Consider the following 22,317-nt stretch of genomic DNA (forward strand, 5'->3'; position numbering starts at 1 on the left):
AACAGCATTCGTCTGGCGGTGATGTTCGAGCATCATCGCCATTTTTTTAAACTAATTAACACAACCAGCACCCTCAACAAACAAAGCCGTACCCCGTCTTTCATACGAAATGTTGGCCGACTTGCAGATCAGGTCGAGCTGCTGAAACATACTCAGTCCGTTCAGGTCTCCCGTAAAAAGGCAGGAATCGGCGGTATCGTTTTCGAGCACGATATCGATCCCATACGATTTTTCCAGGGCTGAAAAAACATCTTTGACAGGCACGTCCGAAAAAGAAAAACCATGCGCCGTTTCATTCGCAGGAATGATCAGCAGGGGATTTTCAATGATGGACAACGACATTTTCTTTGACTTTTTATCAAAAACAATCTTTTGATTTGGCGTCAGGATCACCCCATTTCTATTGGCCGATTTCGTCACCGCGCCTTCGTAAACTGAAACCCTTCCGGTCTTCACCTGCACTTCCACGGAAGCCGATTCGTCATAGGATTTTACCGAAAAACTCGTCCCCAAAACCTTTGTCATCAGGCTGCCGGTCGAAACGATAAATGGTTTCGACGGATCTTTTTTGATCTGAAAAAATGCTTCGCCGTGGAGGTAAACCAGGCGGTGCTGCCGGCCGAAATGTTCGGGGACGCTAATGCTGCTGTTTTTTTTCAGGATCACCACGCTGCCATCTTCCAGCGGTACCTGCTGCGGTTTTTCCGAAGTATTTTTAATTTCAAAAACGCCCGTGCTGACGTTGCTATCCAGCTCGGCAATCGTTTCTGTATTGTTTTTTCTTGTAAAAAAATACCAGCTGCCTGCCACGATCAGCACCGAAGCCGCGGCCGCCATCCAAGGTGCCAGCCTCATCACCAGAGACTTACCAAAAACGCTGGCAAAAAGTTTTCGCTTGATACGCTTCCCGATTACGTCTTTTTCCGTTTCAAAAACCGCCTCTTCGCTCAAAGGATTTGTTTTCAAATATTCCAGAATAAATTCCTCCTCCTCGGGCGTATGCTGCCCTGTGAGATACTTGTTTAAGGTTTTTTGGAAATCGTACTGGTTCATTTTGTCAGGCTAAATCCTTAATTATCTGTATGATAGATCGACAGATTGTCTTTTAAAACTTTCAGCGAGCGGGTAATGTGGTACTCCACCGCTTTTTCGGAAATGTGCAGCTCCTTGGCAATGTTCTTCACCGACTGGTTTTCAAATCGGCTTAGCTGGAAAATGCGACTCGTCTTCTCCGGCAGCTTTTTCATCGCCCGGTCAATCGCTTCCGACAGATCATTAAACTGAATATTTTCCTCGGTCGAAGAAATTTCCTGCATTTTGTTCAGGAGAATGTATTCCTGATATTTTCGCCAGGTGATTTTTGATTTAATGTGATTGGTAATCAAATGTTTAAGCGCAATTACCAGGTAAGAACTCAGGTGGCCAATGCTGCTCTCATTTTTTCTTTTCCAAACACTTTCAAATAAATCGTGCACCAATTCCTCCGCCTCTTCCTTCGATCCGATCTGGTGATACGAAATGCAGAACAGCTTGTACCAATAACGCTCATAAATCTCCCCAAACGCACTTTTGCTGCCTTCTGAGAGCTGAGTTACCAGTTGTTCGTCGGTAAATATTGGCTTCATTCTGATTCCGTCAAGTAGAATACAAAGGTATAGTCAAAGAAGCGGCAATAATCCCTAAACTGTTTTATGATATTTTTAATAATTTTTAAAAATAATGATTTCAGGTAGCATTCTTAAAAATTTAATATTTGGCAAAGCTTAAAAATTTTGTTCTGCTGCAAAGTTTTTGTTAATTTTGCCCTGCAAATAACAATCGTTTATTTGCTATGAGCACAGACCCATCCAAAGTCCTCTTCGAGGCCCTCACTTACGACGACGTTCTTCTAGTACCAGGTTATTCAGAAATTCTTCCTCGCAATACGACTACCAAAACAAAACTGAGCCGTAACATCGAACTCAACATTCCTGTTGTTTCCGCTGCTATGGACACCGTAACCGAATTCGAGCTGGCCATCGCGATGGCCCAGGAAGGCGGAATTGGCATTATTCACAAGAATATGAGCCTCGAAGCCCAGGCCGAGCAGGTCCGGAAAGTGAAACGTTCGGAAAGCGGCATGATCCTCGATCCGATTACATTATCCGACACGGCAACCCTAGGCGATGCGCACCAGATCATGCGCGAATTCAAGATCGGCGGTATCCCGGTGATCGACAACCATCACAAGCTGATCGGTATCCTTACCAACCGCGATTTGCGCTTCCAAAAGGAAATGTCCAAGCCCGTGACGGAGATCATGACCAAGGACAATCTCATCACCGCATCCGACGGTTTGTCGCTCGACGACGCAGAGCATATCTTGCAGGAATACAAAATTGAAAAACTTCCGATCGTCGATTCAGAGTACCGTCTCACCGGTTTGATCACGTATAAGGATATACTGAAACGCAAATCCCACCCGAATGCCTGCAAAGACGAATATGGCAGGTTGCGCGTAGGTGCCGCGGTAGGTGTTACCCCTGATTTACTGAAAAGGGTAGAGGCGCTGGTAAAAGCCGGTGTTGACGTGGTCAGTCTTGATACAGCGCACGGACATTCAAAAGGCGTCATCGATGCATTGAAATCAGTAAAAGCAGCATATCCTAAATTGGACGTGATTGCAGGTAACGTTGCGACCGGCGCAGCGGCGCTGGCACTGGCAGAAGCCGGAGCGGACGCAGTAAAAGTAGGAGTTGGACCCGGAAGTATCTGTACCACACGTATCATCGCCGGTATTGGTGTTCCTCAGCTGACTGCGGTCATGTGGGCGGCTGATGCATTGAAAGACACTTACCCGGATGTTCCGGTGATCGCCGACGGTGGTATCCGCTTTTCAGGAGATATGACCAAAGCATTGGCTGGCGGCGCAAGCACGATCATGATCGGCTCTATGCTGGCTGGTAGCGATGAAGCGCCAGGCGAAATCGTGATTTACGAAGGCCGGAAGTTCAAGGCATATCGTGGTATGGGCTCGGTGGAAGCGATGGAGGACGGCTCAAAAGACCGTTATTTCCAGGATGCCGAGGATGATATCAAAAAGCTGGTTCCGGAAGGGATTGTGGGCCGGGTACCGTTTAAAGGAAAGGTTTCTGAAATTGTATATCAAATGGTTGGCGGCTTGAAAGCCGGTATGGGCTACTGCGGAGCGGGCGATATTGCTACTTTGCAAAAAGCACAGTTCGTGAAAATCACTTCTGCCGGTGTGAAGGAAAGCCACCCGCACGATATTATGATCCAGAAAGAAGCACCAAACTATTCTTCGAAATCGTAAGATCGAACATTGGTAAATAAGAAAGCCCCGCAGCATTCAATGTTGCGGGGCTTTGTATTTTATTCAAAAACAGGATTACGCGGCTGTCGGCTTGGCGAATCTGCTTCTAAAATAGCCAAAAATCATTGGGAGAATAGAAATTCCGATGATACCGAAAATAACCAGCTCGAAATTCTTTTTCACGATCTCCATGTTTCCGAAGAAAAAGCCGAGCAATGTTAATGCGGGTACCCAGAGGAGTGCGCCGATGATACAGAACACAATGTATTTGGAGTAATTCATACTTCCTGCGCCTGCTACAAATGGTGCCACCGTGCGAACGATCGGGATGAAACGTGCCATGATAACCGTACTACCGCCATGTTTTTCGTAAAATGCTTCGGTTTTCTCCAAATATTCTCTTTTCAGGAAGAGTATCCGCTCACGTTTCTTGATCTCCCCGCCGAATCTTTTACCAATAAAATAATTGACATTATCGCCCAGCAAAGCTGCGACGATCAGAATAAGGATGATGAGCCAGACATTCAGGCCGGTATCCTGGTTGGCAGCGATGGCGCCTGCGGCAAACAAAAGTGAATCGCCGGGCAGAAGCGGCATGATGACCAGGCCAGTTTCTGTGAAAACAATCAGGAAAAGAATAAGGTAAGTCAATGTCCCGTACTCCTGAACAATGTCGAACAAATGCTTGTCGAGGTGGAGGAAAATGTCAATAAACTGCTTAATAAATTCCATAGCTACGTTTTGGGTAAGTGATAATGTGCTGATTTATTTAGAATCGATTTTCCATTTTTGTTTCGTTTTGGCATTTAAAAAGTGATTGAAAGTATCACCTCTCAGGCCTAAACGTATTGTTTCGAGTGGGATCAGCTCGGAAGGCGCAATGTTTCCAAGGTTGACATTGGCACCCAGCAATTTTACAAACCATACCTGCTGCGATTTTTGCGGCGCTTCCCAAAGCATGCTTTCAAAAGGTATTTCTGTCAGGATTTCTTCTACCAATCCCTGACGAACTTCGCCGCTGGCGCGGAACAAACCGACATTACCGGATTCACGCGCCTCACCAATCACTTTCCAGGCACCTGCCTGCAATTCCGATTTGATGAGCTGGATCCATTTATAAGGCGGGATGATCTTATTTTCATCTTTGGAACCGACTTCTGAAAGTACCGTAACTTGCTTGGCCAGCTTGCGAATGTATTCACATTTAACGTCCTGGGCCATTTCGATAGAGCCGTCGGACACCTCCGCATATTGCAGATCGTACTTGTCGAGCAGCTTACGGTAATCGTCAAACTGGTTCCGGACTACGAAGGCTTCAAACAAGGTTCCACCAAAATAAACGGGAATGTTGGCACTTTTATAGACCGCCAGTTTTTCGTCCAGATTGGGTGAGACGAAGGAGGTGGCCCAGCCCAGTTTTACGATATCAATATAGGGAGCGGCAGTGGATAGCATATCTTCTGTTTCCCTGACACTGAGGCCTTTATCCATCACCATGGTCAATCCCTTCTGACGTGGTTTTTGGGAGCGCTCAGGAACCTGCGATAACGTAAAATTCATATATGGGTATGCTTTTATCTCTTGCAAAAACTCCGGCAAAGGTAGTAATAACCTTTAAAACTTAGCAATTAAATCCATACAATCGCCGCTCTTACTTAGGTATTTCTATGATAATTACTATTTTTCGGAATATCAATCTAGATCTGCATCCCAATTAAACCATGACCAGCGACAATAACCCGGTACCCGATCAGGAAAACAAAAGATTGGCCCTTTTGAAACAATATGTCGGGAAAACGATGGATCAAAGTCCTTCCCCGGTAGGCCGGTGGCTTCGTGGCCAGCTGCTTAATGTAACCGAAAGCCACATGGAGGTAGCGTATACCGTCCGAGAAGATATGACCAACCCGATGGGCACCCTGCACGGCGGCATCGCGGCGACGATCCTAGACGATGTGATGGGTACGATGGTGTATGCGATGGGGCGCGAGTTTGCCTACACGTCCGTCAACCTGAACTGCGATTTTCTGCACGCAGCGAGGGTAGGAGATAGCATTATCGCCAGCTCAAAAGTGGTCCGCGCGGGCAAGAACATTATCCACGTGGAGGGCACGATTCATGATGTGCATGGCAAAATCATCGCCAAATGCGCCAGCAACCTGATCCAGACCAGCCTGAAAATTCCTTTTTAATTAAAGGTAACCTTCGGCCTGCAAATGAAAAAGCTCGGCGTATTTCCCGTCGTGGATCAAAAGCTCTTCGTGCGAGCCGTACTCTAACATGCGCCCTTTTTCCAGAAATAAAATCCGGTCGGCCATTCTTACGGTCGAGAAGCGGTGGGAGATCAGTACCGCCATTTTTCCTTCAATCAGGCTTGAAAAACGTTTGAAAACTTCATGCTCCGCGCGGGCATCGAGGGCCGAGGTAGGTTCATCGAGCACTACGATCTGCGCATTCCGCATGTAAGCCCGCGCCAGCGCAATTTTCTGCCACTGCCCGCCCGACAGCTCGGTTCCGTCCTTGAATCTTTTACCCAAAACCTGATCGAATTGATTAGGCAATGTTGAAATGACCTCGTGCGCCATGCTCATATCGGCCGCATTTGCGATCGCGGTTTTGTCCGCAATGTTCGCAATGTCACCTACCGCAATGTTGTCCGAAACGCTCATTTCGTACCGGATATAGTCCTGGAAAATGATACCAATGTTGGCACGCAGATCGGCCAGCTGGTAATCCTGAATGTCGGTCCCGTCGATAAGAATGCGGCCTTCGGTTGGTTTGTAAAGTGAAGCCAGGAGCTTGACCAATGTTGTTTTCCCCGCACCATTTTCTCCGACAAGCGCGAGTTTTTCTCCGGGTTTGATGGAAAACGAAAGATTGCGAAGCGCCCAAAAATCATTCTCAGGATATTTAAAACCGACATTTTCGAAGGTGATGCCTTTTGTAATCGGTTTATTAACAACTTTTCCGGTTTCGTTGGCAGATATAGTAGGTTGTATTTCAAAAAAATCAAACAGATCCTGTAAATACAAAGCCGCCTCCGCAATCCCTGAAAACCGGCTCATGATACCCTGCAACATCCCGTGCATTCGTTGAAAAGACCCCGATAAAAATGTCATGGTACCAATGGTGATGACACCGGATAATGTTTGAAAAAGCACAAAAACATAAGCCCCATAATATGCCAGCGTACCGATTGCCGACAGCAAATATCCCCAGCCAGCGCGGCTGATCGCTATCTTTTTGTTGGCGTCGAAATATTCGTCGGAAAGAGATTTGAAGCGATCGGCGAGATAATTTTCCAAGCCAAATACCTTCACTTCTTTGGCAGTTTCGGCACTGGAACCGAGGTATCTCAGATAATCCAGCTCGCGCCGCTCGGGCGTCCAGCTTCTCGTAAGTGAGTAGCTTCTCTCGTTAAAATGCGTTTCACCGATAAATGACGGGATTACGGCGATGATCAAAATCAATATCAGCCAGGGATTGAAAAGCACCAAACCTGCACCGAGAGATAGCAGGGTCAGAATGTCCTGCATTTGCGCCAAAGTCTGCGAAAGCAAAACAGTCCGGCCCGATGTCTGCCGCCTCGCTCTTTCGAGTTTATCGTAAAAAATGGGATTTTCGAACTGGTATAAATCGAGCCGGGCTGCTTGGTGAACAAGGTCCACGGACGTTTTATTGGCGACCAGGTCACCGAGCAGGCTATCAAATAAGTTAATGCAGCGGTTCAGCAAGTCCGAGACAATTGTCAGCCCCAGCTCCGACCCGACCAGCATCCAGAGATATTGTTGCGAGCTGGTCTGATGGTTCATCAGCCGGATCACCTCGTCGATGATTTCTTTGCCAATATATAAAACAAGGAGCGGCAGGCCCGATTTGAGCAGCCGGAAAAACACGTTGCTGAGGGTCAGCAGACGGTTGGTTTCCCATACCAGTTTGAAAAACCGGGGCAGGTTTTGTAATGCTGAAAATCGTTTTCTGAGGGAGGGCAAGGTTGCCGGATCTGGTTTTGCCGGCGGATTGGGTGGTCTTTTTCTCAACGATGAAATGTAAATGGTGAACACCTGAAAACCGCTGGAAGGTTTGAAAAAGTTCGGCTGTGGCAAATCGCGGCGGAATGCCCGTTTTTTGCCCGGCTTTTGGCGCCTGATTACTTATCTTTGTTCTATGGAAAAAAGTTTTGATTCGCTGCCCGACGATAGAAAAAGCCAGCTGATGGCGTTTGACCGCCTGCTTACCATCATGGACGAACTGCGCGAGCAATGTCCCTGGGACCGCAAGCAGACCATTCAAACTCTGCGACATCTGACGATTGAGGAGACTTATGAATTATCGGACGCGATCATGGAAAATGACCTGCCCGAGATCCGGAAGGAGTTGGGTGATCTGATGCTGCACATTGTTTTTTATGCCAAAATCGGATCCGAGCAGAAGGATAGTAATCAGTTCGATATCAAGGATGTTTTAAATGGAATCTGTGAAAAACTGATTTCCCGGCATCCGCATATTTACGGCGATTTTGTGGCTGATTCCGAGGAAGCGGTGAAGCAAAATTGGGAAAAACTGAAATTGAAAGAGGGGAACAAATCGGTGCTTTCTGGCGTCCCAGGTTCGCTGCCAGCATTGGTAAAAGCGATGCGGATCCAGGAAAAAGCGCGTGGGGTAGGGTTCGACTGGGACGAAAAACATCAGGTTTGGGAAAAAGTTGAAGAGGAATTGAAGGAGTTCAGACAAAATTTTGACATCGAATCTGAGGAAGTTATTGATAAAAATGAAGCTGAGGGAGAGTTTGGTGACTTACTGTTTTCGCTGGTCAACTATTCCCGGTTTGCGGATATCAATCCTGAGACAGCCCTGGAACGGACAAATAAAAAATTCATCAAAAGATTCCAATATTTGGAAGAAGCATCCAAAGCCGACGGAAAGTCTTTGTCGGAAATGACACTGGCGGAGATGGATGAATATTGGAATGCAGCGAAGAAATTGGGGGTTTAAAAGTAAATTGTAATTCATGTCCTCGCACCATATCGTAAAGGAAAAGCAGGAGCCTGCGCTGATTATCGCCAATGGCGAGGCTTGTAGTGAAGAACTTCTGGGGCAACTGCTGGAATGGAGTCCGTACATTGTGGTACTGGATCACGCCATTTACAGGGTGCTGGAATTAGGCATCAAGATTGACGCCTGGCTGGGAGATTTCGATCAGCAGCATGATTTTGAGGCAATTCGCGACCGCCAGCATCCGCTTGAAATCGTCAATACACCCGATCAGGAAAAGACAGATCTTGAAAAAGGGATTGATTTTTTGATCGAAAAAGGTTTTCCTGCCGCAAACATTGTTTGGGCAACCGGCCGTCGCCAGGATCATGCGATCACCAATGTTACCAATCTGGTGCGCTACAAGGATCAGATCAAACTGGTCATGTTTGATGATTATTCGAAGATATTTCCGCTGGCGGGCACATTCGAAAAATGGTATGTAGCCGGTACACCAATTTCACTGATACCCGTCGGCGTCGTGGAAGGTATCGAAACCAGCGGGTTGAAGTACAATTTAAATGATGAAATCCTGACGATGGGTCACCGCACCGGCAACAGTAATGAAGCCGAGAAGGATGGTATCGTCAGGATTTCGGCCAAAAAAGGCGATATGCTGATTATGGAATGCTGGGATCTATGAGGCGGGTTTCGCCTCCTTCGCCTCTACATAAAAATTCCGGTCGACGGTCAGCTTCTTTTCAGCTTTGGTTTTCACAGTTTTCCACTCGGTTGTAGGGTAGAGAAATTCTTCTTTGCCTTCGCCGATTTTTACTTTTACCGGCATATCAAAACCGTCCACAACATTTGTCCAGCGGTATTGCAGGCCCTTTTTCTCAAAGGCATATTCCAGCACCGGTACCTTAATATCTCTTAAATACTGATCAAAAACCTTGGAAAGGTTCCGCCCCGCGTGTTCACTGATATAAGCCTCAATTTGCGAGCCTTCGACCGTTTTGTGATAAAAAGTCTTGTTCAGTCCGCGCAAGATCTGCCGCCATTTTTCATCATCATTCACAATCTGCCGGATCGTGTGGAGCATATTACCGCCTTTGTAATACATATCCCGTGAGCCGGATTCATTCACGCCATACACCCCGATAATCGGCACGTCATTCACAATGTTTGCACGCGTACCGATCACATAATCAGCGCCGGCCTGCTTCCCGAAGTAGTATTCCGTAAAAAGATTTTCGGAGTAATTGGTAAAACTTTCGTGCACCCACATATCGGCTACATCCTTATAGGTAATGTTGTTGGCAAACCATTCATGCCCGCTTTCGTGGACAATAATAAAGTCCCACTTCAAACCCCAGCCCGTTTTGGATAAATCCCGGCCAAGGTAACCCTGCTTGTAACCATTGCCATAAGTCACCGAACTCTGGTGTTCCATGCCGAGGTAAGGTACCTCCACCAGCTTGTAGCCATCCTCGTAAAAAGGATAGGGGCCAAACCAGTGTTCAAAAGCTTTCAGCATCATCGGCGCCTGCTTGAACTGTTCCTTCGCCTTTTCCAGGTTTTTCGGCAGCACATAGTAGCTCACCTGCAAATCGCCTTTTTCACCTTTGCATGTTTCTTTCCAACTCGTATAGTTGGCCACATTCATATTGACGCCATAATTGTTGATCGGATTTTGAACTACCCAGTTGAATGTGTGCGTGTTATCATTATTTTCTACCACCGACCGCAGGTTTCCGTTAGAAACATCCGTCATATTTTTTGGAACGGTAATGCTGATCTGCATGCTGTCCGGCTCATCGTACATGTGGTCTTTGCAAGGCCACCAGACGCTGGCACCCAATCCCTGGCAGGAAGTAGCAATAATGGTGTTCCCCTCACCATCCGGAATCCATTGAATACCACCGTCCCAGGGCGGACGTTTCGCCAGTTTCGGTTTGCCGGAATAGAGAACTTCGATGCTTTCGGTTTTTCCAACTTCCTGTTTTTTCTTTAAATCAATAAAAAAGGCATTACCGTCCCGCTTGAATTCCAGCGACTCGCCGTCCTGTGTCACTTTTTCAATTTTCAGCGGCTCTTGCAAGTCGATCTGAATGCTTTGATAGGGTTGTAAAACCTTGTAAACCACTTGCGTGCTGCCAGTCAATGTGCTGTCCTGCGCATTCGGTTTTACATTCAAATGATAGTAAGTCAAATCCCACCAGGCGCGCTGGGGCGTGATCGAGCCGCGTAATGTATCGGCGTGGGTGAATTTTTTTGTTTGTGAAAAAGCTGAAAATGAGCCCACCAGCAGGACACTACAAAGAATAATACGCAACATGAAAGTTGATCTGTTTTGTTTGTACTTTACTATTTCTCCCAAAATCATCATATCAAGGTACTATTATATTTGTTTATAAAACCGAAAGACCAGCTCCGCGCTGGTCTTTCGGTTAATTTCGGACAAACAATGATCAATTTTTGGCACTCACTTCCAACGCCGGACTTTCAAATCCCAGTTTTTTCAAACCTTTCTGCACGTCGGGATCTTTCATAAAAAGTCTCCAAATCAAGCCGGTGCGGTAGTTTTCAATCATGACAATAATCGGTCCCTGATCGATAGCCAGATGCGACTTTGCATACCAGTTCTGCGATTCATTAAATGCATCCTTAAACCCATATTCCGACCAGATTTTGTCACCCAGATCATCATAAAAATGCCGGAGCGCTTTCATGGATTGCGCAGGCGTGTAAGGAAATGAGGATAATGCGGCGGTAGGGGTAATGGTACCAAAATCATTCGTGGGCGAATGTGCATTGTAACCATTGTAGGTATCGCTGGCCGTCAGTCCCCAGTTATTTTCACCATATCCTTTAAACTTCCCCGGATTTTCGACGCAATATTGATAGTTGATCAAAGTATGGTTCACATTCTGCTCCCAATAGTCGGCGTACTGGTCTTTCAGCTTGCGCGGATCGAGGCCCAGGAAGGAATAATGTGCGAAAAACAATGGTCCGCCATATTCAAATCCGAGCGGAAGTTTGATGCCATAATACTCTTTGCCATTTTTGAAATGGTCACTTTGCGCCCAGCATTTGTTGTAAACCTGCGCGGTGATCGGGTAGCGCGGCGCAGAGGCTGCCATGATATAAGTGATCAAAGTTTCATTGTAACCCCGAAGCTCAAAATTCATCGCCCAGCCATTATTTGGACTCCAATGCCAGTAAAGCTGGTTGGGGTTTCCGCGCGTGTACCAGTCCCACTCCGCTTCCTCCCAAATCCACTGAATCCGGTTTCGTAATTCCCTTTCTAGATTCGAATCTGCATCAAAATATTGTCTGGCAGCCAGCAGTCCCTGAAAAAGAAAAGAAGATTCTACCAGGTCGCCGCCGTCATCTTTCCGGCCGAATGGAATGATCTTGCCCGTTTCGCCATTGAGCCAATGCGGGAAAATTCCGTGGTAATGATCTGCTTTGGATAAAAATTTAACCATTTTTAAAAGACGCGCAGCAACTGAATCCCGCGGCTGCCATTTCCGCTCCGCAGCTACGATCATCGCCATAATCCCGAAGCCGGTACCGCCGGTAGTAACAACTTCATCCCCATATTCGTAAGCCACATTACTCCGCTCGCGCGACATGCCGCTGACCGGATGCCCGAATTCCCAGAAGTACCGGAACGTTTGTTTTTGTACCAGTTCCAGTAGTGCGGTGTCGGATAAATTTTTAGGTCTTTCGGTTGCATTGAATGTGGCCGGCTTGGCAGCAACAGTCTTTTTTTTCTGTGCAAAAGCAAAATTCTGTGTGCAAAGAAATAGCAGTCCAAGAAGGTAATAGATGGATATCTTCATGATCGTGAGTTGATTAGATTAATTGAGCGCCCGGCCAGTCGTAGCTGTGCTGGTGAAGCCTAATTTTTTCAGGCCGGCCTTTACTTCGAGGTTGCTCATGAATAGTTTCCAGGGAGAGCCGGTGCGGTAATTTTCAACCATAATCACAATCGGTCCCTGGTCGATGGCGAGGTAAGAATCTGCAAACCAGAGTTCATTTAAAGAGAATGCGTCGTGAAAACCGTACTCGCCCCAGAGCTTGTCGCCCAGTTTGTAATAGAAAAATTTAAGCGCCCTCATCGATTCCGTCGGCGTGTACGGAAATGCGGATAATGCGGCAGTCGGCGTGATCACACCCTTATCATTCGTAGGCGAATTGGCATTATAACCACTGGGAATGTCGCTGGCCGTCAGCCCCCAGCATTGATCGCTGTACCCATTAAATGACTGCGGATTGGCGATACAATAGTTATAGTTAATTAAAGAATGGTTTTTATTTTGGGTAAAATAATTGGCATAACTGTCTGATAAACCCGTCGGATTTAAACCTAAGAACGAATACTGCGAAAAGAATAGCGGCCCGCCGTAAGGTTCTCCCAGCGGAAGTGTCAATCCATAATACGCCTTTCCGTTCTTGAAACTGGCATTTCCAGCCCAGCCATTATCATAAACCGATTTTGGAATTGAATGTGTTGGCGAGGAAGCTGCGAGCACATATGTGATCAGACATTCATTCCAGCCGCGGATCTGGTGGTTCATATCCCAGTTAAAATTCGGGCTCCAATGCCAGTAAAGCACATCCTCATTATTTTTTCGAAACCAGTCCCATTCTACGGCCTCCCAGATTTTGGTAATGTCAGACCGTAGAGCAGTTTCCGCTGCATCACCTGCATTAAAATACTGCCGGGCAGTCAGTAAACCCTGGATCAGATACGCAGTTTCAACGAGATCGGCACCATTGTCCTTTTCACTGAAAGGCTGCACAGCACCGGTCGCGCCATTGAGCCAATGCGGAAAAGCGCCATGAAACTTTTGCGCTTTGTCTTTTAAAAAGCCGGTGATCAACTGAATGCGCTGCAAACCCTGCGCCCTGGTAATGAACTTCCGGTCGATGGCGATCGGGATGGTCATGATGCCAAAGCCGCTGCCGCCGGTGGTCACAATGTCGCCGGAAGAATTCCGCTCCCGCGCCAATCCGCTCACCGGATGCCCAAAATCCCAGAAGTACTTGAATGTCTGCTTTTGCAAAAGGGTCAGCAACTCATCATTGGATATTACCGGAAACTTGTTTGCAGAATCGAGTGCCGTCGTCAGATTTACTTTGACTTCACTTAGCAATGTGCCGTTGTTCTTGGATTTCAAGGCTTTTGTTGCGGAGACCGTGTAAGCTTGGAGATAATCGAGGTTGGATGTTGGTGTTACCAATACCGCACTGTCACCACCTTCCAAAACTGCCGTAAATGGTACCGCTTTTCCATCTTTTGAATTAAAGCTGATACCATTTTGCAGCGAATTGCTATTCAGGGTGCTCGAAAATGCGAAGCGAATTTTAGGTCTCACATTCACATTTACGTAATCATATCCCGAGTAGCTGTCATTGACTTTCAGGCTGTTAAAACCGAAAGAGGAGGGAATAACAGGATTGGTAGGCTCCGGGTCCTGTTTTGATTTGCAGGAAACCCCGAGCCATACGAGTAAGCCAATAAATAGCAGGTTTCTAAAAGGCATTATTTTCCCCTTGATTCCAGTTTGACGAGCGCGTCTACTTCATTGTCTTTCAATGCTACGTCATAAATACGCACTTCGTCCAGCAAGCCGGTCAGGTAACTTGCCCAATCCTGGGCAGTAGCGCCCGTGGTCAGGCTGGGTTTTGTTTGAAACTGCACCGTACCAAACACGATCTGCCCCGGATTTTTCCATTTCAGGTTTCCGAACTTCGCCACAGTACTGGTAGCGGTTTTTGAACCATTGATATACAATGAAAAAGTGGACGAAGTTGCGTCGTAAGTCAGCGCAATGTGGTTCCAGGAGTTGTAAATGTTTACAATACCTTCTTTGGACACCCATGAATCGATCGAATCATTCTGAATATGGGCTTTGAAAATACCGTCGGTATTGGTGCCGCCATTTTCGAAGAACGTTTCAATGTTCCCCCAAAAGCCATCTTTTCTAGAAAGTCCGACGAGGCCAATGATACCGCCAGCCGAGGTAGTCGAAGGACTGTTGACCCAGTAAGCCAGCGTAAAGCTTTTCAATCCCAAAATAGCGGCAGTCGGGTTGAAAAGTACATAACCTTCTTTCGCACCTTTCATCGCCTGGCCTTTCAACCCGTTTGCGAAGGTGGTACCCGTGTTCACACCCGCTGTTTTAGACACAGCGTCCACATAGTCACCATCAAATGGAAAATGGGCGACAAGATTGGAAGAAGCGATTTCATTGGAAGCCGTAAAACCGCCGATGGACACGCTGGGCGCATAACTTTCAGGGTCAAACTTTTCATAGCAGGACGACATTCCCACCACCAGCAGCGCAGTGACCGCCCAAATGCATGTATTCTTTATAGCTTTCATCGATAAGTCGTGGTTTACAATTAATATCCTGGATTTTGAACCAACACCCCTGCACTCAGGTCGATCTCATTTTGCGGGATCGGCCAAACTTCATTTTTGTTCGCTTTCCAGCCTTTCGGACCAAAAATGGTAGCAGCCCGTCCCTGGCGTATCACATCGAAATAGCGGTCAAATTCCATCGCCAGCTCCGAATGACGTTCATTCCAGATGGCGGTGCGCAAGGCAGCTTTATCAGTCGTAGTTACTTTTGGAAGAATGGTTTTGCTGGCTCCCCGCGCCCGTGCTCTCACCAGTTCAAGCGAAGCCAGCGCCTGGGCCGTATTGCCCAATTCGTTGGCCGCCTCCGCATTCATCAATAAAACTTCGGCGTAGCGTAACACCCTTACATTTTGTTGAGAACCCTCATTAAAACCGGAAACATACAAGCCGAAAGGCACATAGGATTTCTGGTTGTACATCGGGTTATCACCAGTTGCCGGAATTGCATCGCCGGAAGGTGTGGTTTCTCCGCGGAAAATGATGGTCGCATCTCTTCTCGGATCGCCGGTTTCATAAGAGGCCGCCAATTCCTTGGTAGGAACATTGAAACCCCAGCCACCGCCTGTTATGCCACGAACTCCCTGAACCTGTGAATATTGCGAGTTTGAAGCATCCTTGTTGGATGGGATCAGCTCATTTTGGATCTCGAAAATCGATTCCGTAGAATTTTCATTAGGTATCCTGAAAAGCGCCTCGTAGTTGGAAAAAAGCGAATATTGGCCAGAAGTCATTACCTGATTGGTCAAGTCAAAAACCTGCTGCCATTTTTGCTGATACATAGAAACCTTGGCGTGCAAAGCTTGCGCAGCACCTTTGGTGGCTCTTCCCACATCGCTTTTACCATAGCTAAGAGGCAAAACTGCTGCCGCGTCGGTCAGGTCTTTTTCGATAGCTGCGTAAACATCCGCTTTTGGAGTCCGAGGAAGGTTGTACTCGGTGGCGTCTTTCGGAACATTCAGCCGCAGCGGCACGTCCCCGAATGCCCTTACCAGCCGGAAATAGGAATAGGCACGTACAAATTTCGCCTCTGCCAGAAGCCGCGCCTTCAACGTTTCGTCCATGCTGATCGCCGGCACATTATCCAGAACCTGGTTGGCATAATTAACATTCTGATATTGACCCGCCCAGAAATCGGCCAGCTGACCATCGCTCGAACCTACCGAGAAGTTGTCGTAATCATTAAAAAATGTTGCGTCAGAGGCTGTACTGCCTTTTTCTGCATCATCAGAACCCATGCTTTCCACTGCGATCGGTGCGAAAGCAGTGTTGGTCCAGCCACGCAGGTTGGCGTACATCGCATTGACAGCTTTTGTAGCGTCGTCGGCCGATTGCCAGAATACGACGCCCGCTTCTTTACCCTGCGGATCTACGTCCAAAAAGCCCTGGTCGCAGGCTGAGGGGACCATGAGTAGTGAAGCTAAACCAAGATACAGGCCCGTCCGCTTCAAATTTTTATTGAATATGATGTTTTTCATGTTGATGCTGATATTAGAAAGTAACATTGATACCAAAGTTGTAAGTAGCCGACAGCGGGTAAACATTGGCATCAATTCCGGCTTGTGTCGGTTTGTTTTCATTGGCCCTCACCTCAGGCGACAATCCTTTGTATTTGAAGAAGTTCAAAGGATTTTGGGCATTGGCGTAAAGTCTAAGCTTCCGCACTTTCAACTTTTCGTTCACCGCCTGCGGGAATGTGAAACCGATCTGTGCATTTCTCACCCTGAAATAACTTCCGCTTTGAACATAGAAAGTGTTGGGCTGATAGTTGGCACCACCGCCGATGTTTGCCGAAGGATAGGTATTGGAAGTACCCTCGCCATGCCAGCGGTTGTCGTAGAAATCTTTGGTGAAGTTTTCATTACCATATCTCCATCCCAGGTTGGCATTGTAAATATCAACTTTTGCTACGCCTTGGAAATCAAGCATTAAGTCAATGTTGCGGTAGTTCCAGCTGGTATTAATCCCGTAAGTGAATTTCGGATTTGGGTTACCGATCACCTGTCTGTCGAGACCTGTAATTGTTCCGTCCGGTGTACCGTTTGTTCCGCTGATATCCCGGTACTTGAAGTCACCAGGTTTCGCATTTGGCTGTGCTGATTTCGCGATTTCGTCCGCATTCTGGAAGATACCGTCCACGACATATCCGTAGAAAGAACCGATCGGGTCGCCCACCCGGGTACGGGTAGCAAGTGCGCCGCTGGTCAAACCTACACCACCGTCGTAGATCGGGTTGGCACCGGAGGATACTGATAGAACCGTATTGTTGTTCATACCGCCATTGAAACCAATGCTGTATGAAAGATCCTTGCCGATATCGTCGCGCCAGTTCAATGCAAATTCAAAGCCTTTATTTTGGAAATCAGCCTGGTTACCCACAATCCGGCCCGATTCCGTACCGATTGATCTCAATACAGGAATGTCGAAAATCGCTCTTTCTGTTTTCTTGATATAGTAATCCAATTCAACGCTCAAACGGGATTTTAGGAAGGCTGCTTCCAAACCTACGTCTGTTCCTACGCCTCTTTCCCAGACAGTTACCGGAGGAATGATGGTGTTAATGCTGGCGCCGGTATTCAATGTTCCACCAAAAATCGCAGCCAGGCCGCCGCCGGTTGCTACGGTTAATGTGGATAGATTGGATGGGACAGATGCGTTACCGATTTTACCCCAGCTACCTCTCAGTTTCAGGTTATCAAAAATGGTCTGACCTTTCATGAAACCTTCATTGCTGATCACCCAGCCAGCACCCACCGAAGGAAAGTAACCCCAGGCATTGCCGCCCTGGAAGAATTTCGAAGAACCGTCGGCACGGATTGAAGCATTCAGCAGGTATTTATCACTGAATGAATAGTTTACCCGACCAAAATAAGAAGCATAAGTAGCCAGGTCACCTACGTCCGTCACATTACGTCCGTCGGCATTTCCCAAAGCAATGTATAAATCTCCTTCTCTTGTATAAGGAACATTCAAAGCGCTGGCAGTCATCGTGTAAGACTGGTCATGCTGTGCGGATTGGCCGATCAATGCGGTCAGGTTGTGGTTGCCAAACTCTTTGGTGTAAGTCAAAGTATTTTCGAAAATCCAGTAGCGCGTCTGCGGCCTGATAAATTGTAGGGAGCTGGTTGTATTGCGCTGCTTGAACGTGGCCACATATTCGGGCGTGTAAGATCGGGTTTCATCCTGACCGTAGCGTCCGCCAAGGCTGGTTTTGAATGTCAGACCTTTGAAAAGATTTACTTCTGCGTAAGCATTCGCGGTCAATAATGTTTTCTTACTCAGCTGATTATAGTAATCAATAGTAACCTGCGGGTTGTAGTTATTTCCATCTCCTAGATTGTAGTCGGTAGGGTCTCCATAAGCACCATCGGCGTAGTAAACAGGCACGACAGGTCCCGCCGTGTATAGTTGTCTGAAGATATTCGCTGCTTCGTCCCTCGATCTGCTGAATGATCCCGTAGCGGTATAACCTACTTTTAAAAACTTAGCGATTTGAAAATCATTCTGCAGACGTGCCGTGTAACGTTTAAAATTGTTCTTTTCAACAATACCATCCTGGTTCAGATAACCCAGTGAAAAGTTGTAGGTAGTTTTGTCGCTTCCGCCACTCACCGAAAGCTGGTGGTTGGTAACCAGTGCATTACGAAGAATTTGGTGGTACCAGTCGGTGCCTTCGCCATACTGGCTTGGGTCCAGCACATTGCCTTTACCGTTGACATTGCTTAATTCATTCACCATAGTGGCGTATTCGTTAGCATTCGCCATTTTGATCTGGTTCGTCACCTTCTGGAAGCCTACAAAACCATTGTAATCTACCACTGCCTTACCCGACTTTCCTTTTTTGGTCGTGATCAAGACCACGCCATTTGCGGCGCGGACACCATAAATAGACTGGCTGGAAGCATCTTTGAGAATGTTCATGCTTTCAATGTCGCCCGAGTTCAGGAAGCTGATATCGTCGAACCAAACACCGTCCACCACGTAAAGCGGGTTGGCGCTACCATAAGCAGTACCGACGCCGCGGATACGGATTTGAGGAGCCTCGCCTGGTTTTCCTGAGTTATTGATCTGCACACCGGCCACTTTTCCCTGCAAACCGCTGACAGCATTCATGGAGGACTGTTTTGAAATGTCCTCGCCCTTGATCTGCACCACGGAGCCGGTAACATCCAGTTTCCGCTGAGTACCGTAACCCACGACCACCACCTCATTCAAAGCGCGGGCATCTTCCTGCAAAGCCACATTCAGGCTGGTCTGTGTTCCGACCGGCACTTCCTGGGCAATCATCCCGATCATGGAAAAAACGAGGACGGATTGTGTGGAAGGAACCTTGATGGTGTAGTTACCGTCCACGTCCGTAGGAACACCCGTGGTGGTTCCCTTTATGAGCACGCTGGCCCCTGGAAGCGGCGAACCGTCCGAGCTGGAAGTAACCTTTCCTGTGACATTGATTTCCTGAGCGAAGGTAATCGTCCCAATGCATAGGAAAACAAGTATGTACAGTAATCGTACAGTAGTTTTCATTAGTAGTTAATTGGTTGATTGAATTATTAGAAGAATTAATTGACTTCAAATATAAAACCAGCCGATCCCAGGAATCAAAAAAAGCACTACATCACCACTACATCAATGAGAATAATGCAAGGTTTAATTGAATTGAAGGCATAAATGTCGACGATTTGTACAATGGCCCTAAATGTCCATCATGAACTGAACAAGATTGGCATCCATGCTCAATCCCACTTTTTTCCTCAGGCGGTAGCGCTTTATCTCCACGCCCCGGATCGAGATTCCGAGTACGGGTGCCATTTCTTTGGTGGAAAGATTCATTCTGAGACAGGCTGCAAGGCGCAATTCGGAGGGAGAAATGGTAGGGTATAATTGTCTTAACCTTTTGAAAAACTGCTCGTGGACTTCGTCGAAATTCTGCTCGAAAAGCACCCAGTCGTCCTTGCCGGCGACATTGCGCTCGATACTATTGAGCAGTTTCTGATAATGAATGTTGGGTAGCTGCTGGCCGAGCTCTTCCTTCACTTGTTTCAGCTCGTCCCTGATCTCTTCCAGAATTTCATTTTTACGCACCACGTTGATCGCTACATTGCTGAGCTGCTGGCTTTTACTTTGAATGTCACTCTGCAACTTCTCATTTTGAATGCGCATGATCTGCCGCTCGCTGGAAAGCCGCTGCTGGCGCAATTTTTCCTCCTGCTCCTGGATAAGTCTGGTACGATGCCTGGCCAGGCGTTTTTCCTGATAATAGACCAGCCCAAGCAACGCCAGCCCCGCCAATAATGCAAAAAGTATATTGGCAAAAAGCGTTTCACGCCAGTAAGGCTGAATGCTGAATGCATAGGAAGTAACCGAATCGTTCACATTACTGCGGATTTCGAACACATAATCATTGGATTCGAGGTTCGTGAATTCTACGAAATTCTGGCTTGTCCACTCCGACCATTGATCCGTCAATCCTTTCAGACGGTATTTGTATTGAATATTCTGGCCGTATTCGGGCAAAGCATACATAATTCGCAGAGCGCGTATGTCCGATGCCAGCGCCGGTTTACCTGTCAGCGGGAAGTTTTCGGGAAGGTTACGGAGGTTGGCTACACGTCGGATCAAAGGCATGGAAATGACCTCGTCACTTTGCCGGATATAACTGCGGTTATACAGTGCATAACCATTGTCCAGACAGAAAAAGTAGTGCTGCGACGAGATCGGAATAATGGTCTCGCTGTTTCGTACCAGGCTTAATCCCAGATTTACCGGTCGGTTTTCCTGACTATAATATTCAATTCTGTTGATGAAAACTTTGAACCAATCGCCATTTGTGCCCACTCTCACTTTATATGGCTCATCGTCTTTGCTGAAATCTTTACTGACCCGCAAATGATGCTGCGCGTCGGGTTCCAGAAATGTGTTGGCAGAGCGGATATGGATCTTGTTTTTCCATTTAATGATCTCAATGCTGAATTCACTTGGGAAATCTTTCGGCGCTTTAAATTCCCGCCAGGCAGTCGCGGAATCAAGCTGCGGGGTGAGTTTCGCGGAAAAAAGCCCCTTATAGGCATGCCCGAGCCAGAATGTTCCTTTTGAATCGGTTTCAATTTGCCGCACCGGAATAGTCGGGACGGATTTTACGCGGTAGGCGTAACTCCACAACTTTTGCGCACTTTTTTTGTAAACGTGTAAACCGGTGTACGAACCTTGGAGCAGTAATGTGTCTTTCCCGGCAAATACAGGCTTGATGATCCAGCCGCCATTTATATCAGAAATTCTCTTAATACCTTGCTCTTCAATGCGATAGGTGGCGTCATTATGTCCGCATAAAAGCTGGTCGTCCAAAACCTGCAAGTTCCAGGTCTGGCCTTCCAATCCGGGCACTGGCCGGAAAGCTTCGGAAGAACCCCATTTTTTTACAAAAACACCTTTATTAGAACCCACATATAACTTCCCCCGCCAGACCGCCGCCGCATAGGTGGAGCCGAGCGGGTTGTCATTGGTTTGATAGGATACTACCGCCGACGACATTCTCACCATATCGATACCCTGGTCCAGCCCGATCCAGAGTTGCTTGCGGGCATCTTCTTCCAGCGCAAGGACGGTATTGTTCTGTAAACCAGTCTCTTTGTCAAAACGGTAAATCAGGTTTCCTGTTTTTGAAACAACATATACCCCTTTTTGAATGGTACCGAAAACCATGCTGCTGTCGCGGCTAAGAATGATCGCCCGGTTGATAATGTTCGTTTTCAGTTCCTCAGAAATCCCGATTTGCCAGGGCCGCAGGATGCCTTTGTTCCAGGTGAAAAGTCCGTGTTTGGTGGTGGTAAACAGCATGTTACCGTCGGGAAGCGGTAAAATGGAGGATACGATGGTAGTTGATAATGCTTCGGTGCCGGGCAGCGGCTGGAAGGTTTTGTCTTTTAATTCGTAAACACCTTTGCCGATGAGCGGCAGGAGGAGCCGATTGTGCACAAACCGCAAAAACATGAAATTTCCCAGGGCATTGATCTCCTCGATATTCTTCCCATCGTACCGGTAAATCTTGGCAAATGACTGAAAGTAAATGTATTGCGGCGTTTTCAGGATATGCCAGATCTCCTCGGTTTTCAGGCTGGGGAAATTCGCTTTTTTGCTCAGGGAATAATATTTCAGCCGGCCGTCAGCTTCCTTTTTCCAATAACCGAATTCCGAAAAGCCGCCTACATAAATGCGCTGCTCTTTGTGTGCAGGACGATTTAGACCACGGCCCGCCGAGGCCGGAACAGTTACTTCGTCACATAAAACTGTTCTGACAATTTGCCCGTCGGGCAGTGGATATAGCTTCCAGGTGGCGCCGTCGTATTCCAGCAGACCATCGGAATTGGCTGTGTAAATGAGATTTTCGGCACTCTGGCTTACCGACCAGTTCTGGTTGTGTGCTTTGTAAACGGAAGAAGTGTAGTTGGTCAGCGGGGGCGTTTCCTGACCGGAAACTTTGGTGAAGCTGAGGAGCAGCAACAAGAAAATAAGCCTCAGTTCGCGGGTAGGTAACTGAGCCGCATTTTGAAATAGTGTATGTGATTCCGTTCCCACAGCCAAAAAACGGGGCACCTGTTGC

The 22,317-nt window shown here is 47.3% G+C and carries 16 protein-coding genes; 4 read left to right on the forward strand and 12 right to left on the reverse strand.

Annotation, left to right across the window (positions count from 1 at the left end; all coding sequences use genetic code 11):
• Window positions 1-51: 51 nt before the first annotated feature.
• A complete protein-coding gene (locus FEN17_RS14230) occupies window positions 52-1,053 on the reverse strand; it encodes a FecR family protein (protein WP_138366015.1) in 1,002 nt (333 codons plus the stop codon).
• Between the two features lie 17 nt (window positions 1,054-1,070).
• Complete coding sequence (locus FEN17_RS14235) at window positions 1,071-1,625, reverse strand: RNA polymerase sigma factor (RefSeq protein WP_138366016.1); 555 nt, start codon at window positions 1,623-1,625, stop codon at window positions 1,071-1,073.
• Between the two features lie 206 nt (window positions 1,626-1,831).
• On the opposite strand from FEN17_RS14235, the gene guaB reads away from it, so the two are divergent.
• Window positions 1,832-3,313: an IMP dehydrogenase gene (gene guaB, locus FEN17_RS14240; protein WP_138366017.1), complete on the forward strand. Its 1,482-nt coding sequence runs from the start codon at window positions 1,832-1,834 to the stop codon at window positions 3,311-3,313.
• A gap of 75 nt (window positions 3,314-3,388) precedes the next feature.
• Here guaB and FEN17_RS14245 read toward each other — a convergent pair whose 3' ends face one another.
• Window positions 3,389-4,045, reverse strand: coding sequence for a DedA family protein (locus FEN17_RS14245; protein WP_138366018.1), 657 nt, complete (start codon window positions 4,043-4,045; stop codon window positions 3,389-3,391).
• A 33-nt stretch (window positions 4,046-4,078) separates the two neighbouring features.
• Window positions 4,079-4,873 (reverse strand): phosphosulfolactate synthase, encoded by a 795-nt coding sequence (locus tag FEN17_RS14250; protein WP_138366019.1) that lies wholly within the window; start codon window positions 4,871-4,873, stop codon window positions 4,079-4,081.
• Window positions 4,874-5,034: 161 nt separating this feature from the next.
• Between FEN17_RS14250 and FEN17_RS14255 the strand changes: the two genes are divergently transcribed.
• A complete protein-coding gene (locus FEN17_RS14255) occupies window positions 5,035-5,505 on the forward strand; it encodes a PaaI family thioesterase (RefSeq protein WP_138366020.1) in 471 nt (156 codons plus the stop codon).
• Here the strand turns inward: FEN17_RS14255 and FEN17_RS14260 are convergent, their stop codons facing one another.
• Window positions 5,506-7,353, reverse strand: coding sequence for an ABC transporter ATP-binding protein (locus FEN17_RS14260; protein WP_138366021.1), 1,848 nt, complete (start codon window positions 7,351-7,353; stop codon window positions 5,506-5,508).
• 127 nt (window positions 7,354-7,480) lie between these two features.
• Between FEN17_RS14260 and mazG the strand changes: the two genes are divergently transcribed.
• A complete protein-coding gene (gene mazG / locus FEN17_RS14265) occupies window positions 7,481-8,308 on the forward strand; it encodes a nucleoside triphosphate pyrophosphohydrolase (protein ID WP_138366022.1) in 828 nt (275 codons plus the stop codon).
• 16 nt (window positions 8,309-8,324) lie between these two features.
• Window positions 8,325-8,990, forward strand: a complete 666-nt coding sequence (locus FEN17_RS14270; protein ID WP_138366023.1) for a thiamine diphosphokinase — start codon at window positions 8,325-8,327, stop codon at window positions 8,988-8,990.
• Here the strand turns inward: FEN17_RS14270 and FEN17_RS14275 are convergent.
• The 7 genes from FEN17_RS14275 to FEN17_RS14305 form a co-directional block, all read right to left on the reverse strand.
• Window positions 8,985-10,625 (reverse strand): M1 family metallopeptidase, encoded by a 1,641-nt coding sequence (locus FEN17_RS14275; protein ID WP_138366024.1) that lies wholly within the window; start codon window positions 10,623-10,625, stop codon window positions 8,985-8,987. The two genes, FEN17_RS14270 and FEN17_RS14275, sit on opposite strands and share 6 nt — an antisense overlap.
• A gap of 133 nt (window positions 10,626-10,758) precedes the next feature.
• A complete protein-coding gene (locus tag FEN17_RS14280) occupies window positions 10,759-12,135 on the reverse strand; it encodes a glucoamylase family protein (RefSeq protein ID WP_138366025.1) in 1,377 nt (458 codons plus the stop codon).
• A gap of 18 nt (window positions 12,136-12,153) precedes the next feature.
• Window positions 12,154-13,842: a glucoamylase family protein gene (locus tag FEN17_RS14285; RefSeq protein WP_138366026.1), complete on the reverse strand. Its 1,689-nt coding sequence runs from the start codon at window positions 13,840-13,842 to the stop codon at window positions 12,154-12,156.
• Entirely contained in the window at window positions 13,842-14,684 is an 843-nt protein-coding gene (locus tag FEN17_RS14290) for a LamG domain-containing protein (protein ID WP_138366027.1), read from the reverse strand. The genes FEN17_RS14285 and FEN17_RS14290 overlap by 1 nt, the downstream gene beginning before the upstream one ends.
• A 20-nt stretch (window positions 14,685-14,704) precedes the next feature.
• A complete protein-coding gene (locus tag FEN17_RS14295) occupies window positions 14,705-16,198 on the reverse strand; it encodes a RagB/SusD family nutrient uptake outer membrane protein (protein ID WP_138366028.1) in 1,494 nt (497 codons plus the stop codon).
• A gap of 13 nt (window positions 16,199-16,211) precedes the next feature.
• A complete protein-coding gene (locus FEN17_RS14300) occupies window positions 16,212-19,244 on the reverse strand; it encodes a SusC/RagA family TonB-linked outer membrane protein (protein WP_138366029.1) in 3,033 nt (1,010 codons plus the stop codon).
• A 168-nt stretch (window positions 19,245-19,412) separates the two neighbouring features.
• Complete coding sequence (locus FEN17_RS14305) at window positions 19,413-22,292, reverse strand: triple tyrosine motif-containing protein (protein ID WP_229208818.1); 2,880 nt, start codon at window positions 22,290-22,292, stop codon at window positions 19,413-19,415.
• Window positions 22,293-22,317: the final 25 nt, after the last annotated feature.

The organism is Dyadobacter luticola, from assembly GCF_005860805.1.
In the GTDB taxonomy this organism is placed as follows: Bacteria; Bacteroidota; Bacteroidia; order Cytophagales; family Spirosomataceae; genus Dyadobacter; species Dyadobacter luticola.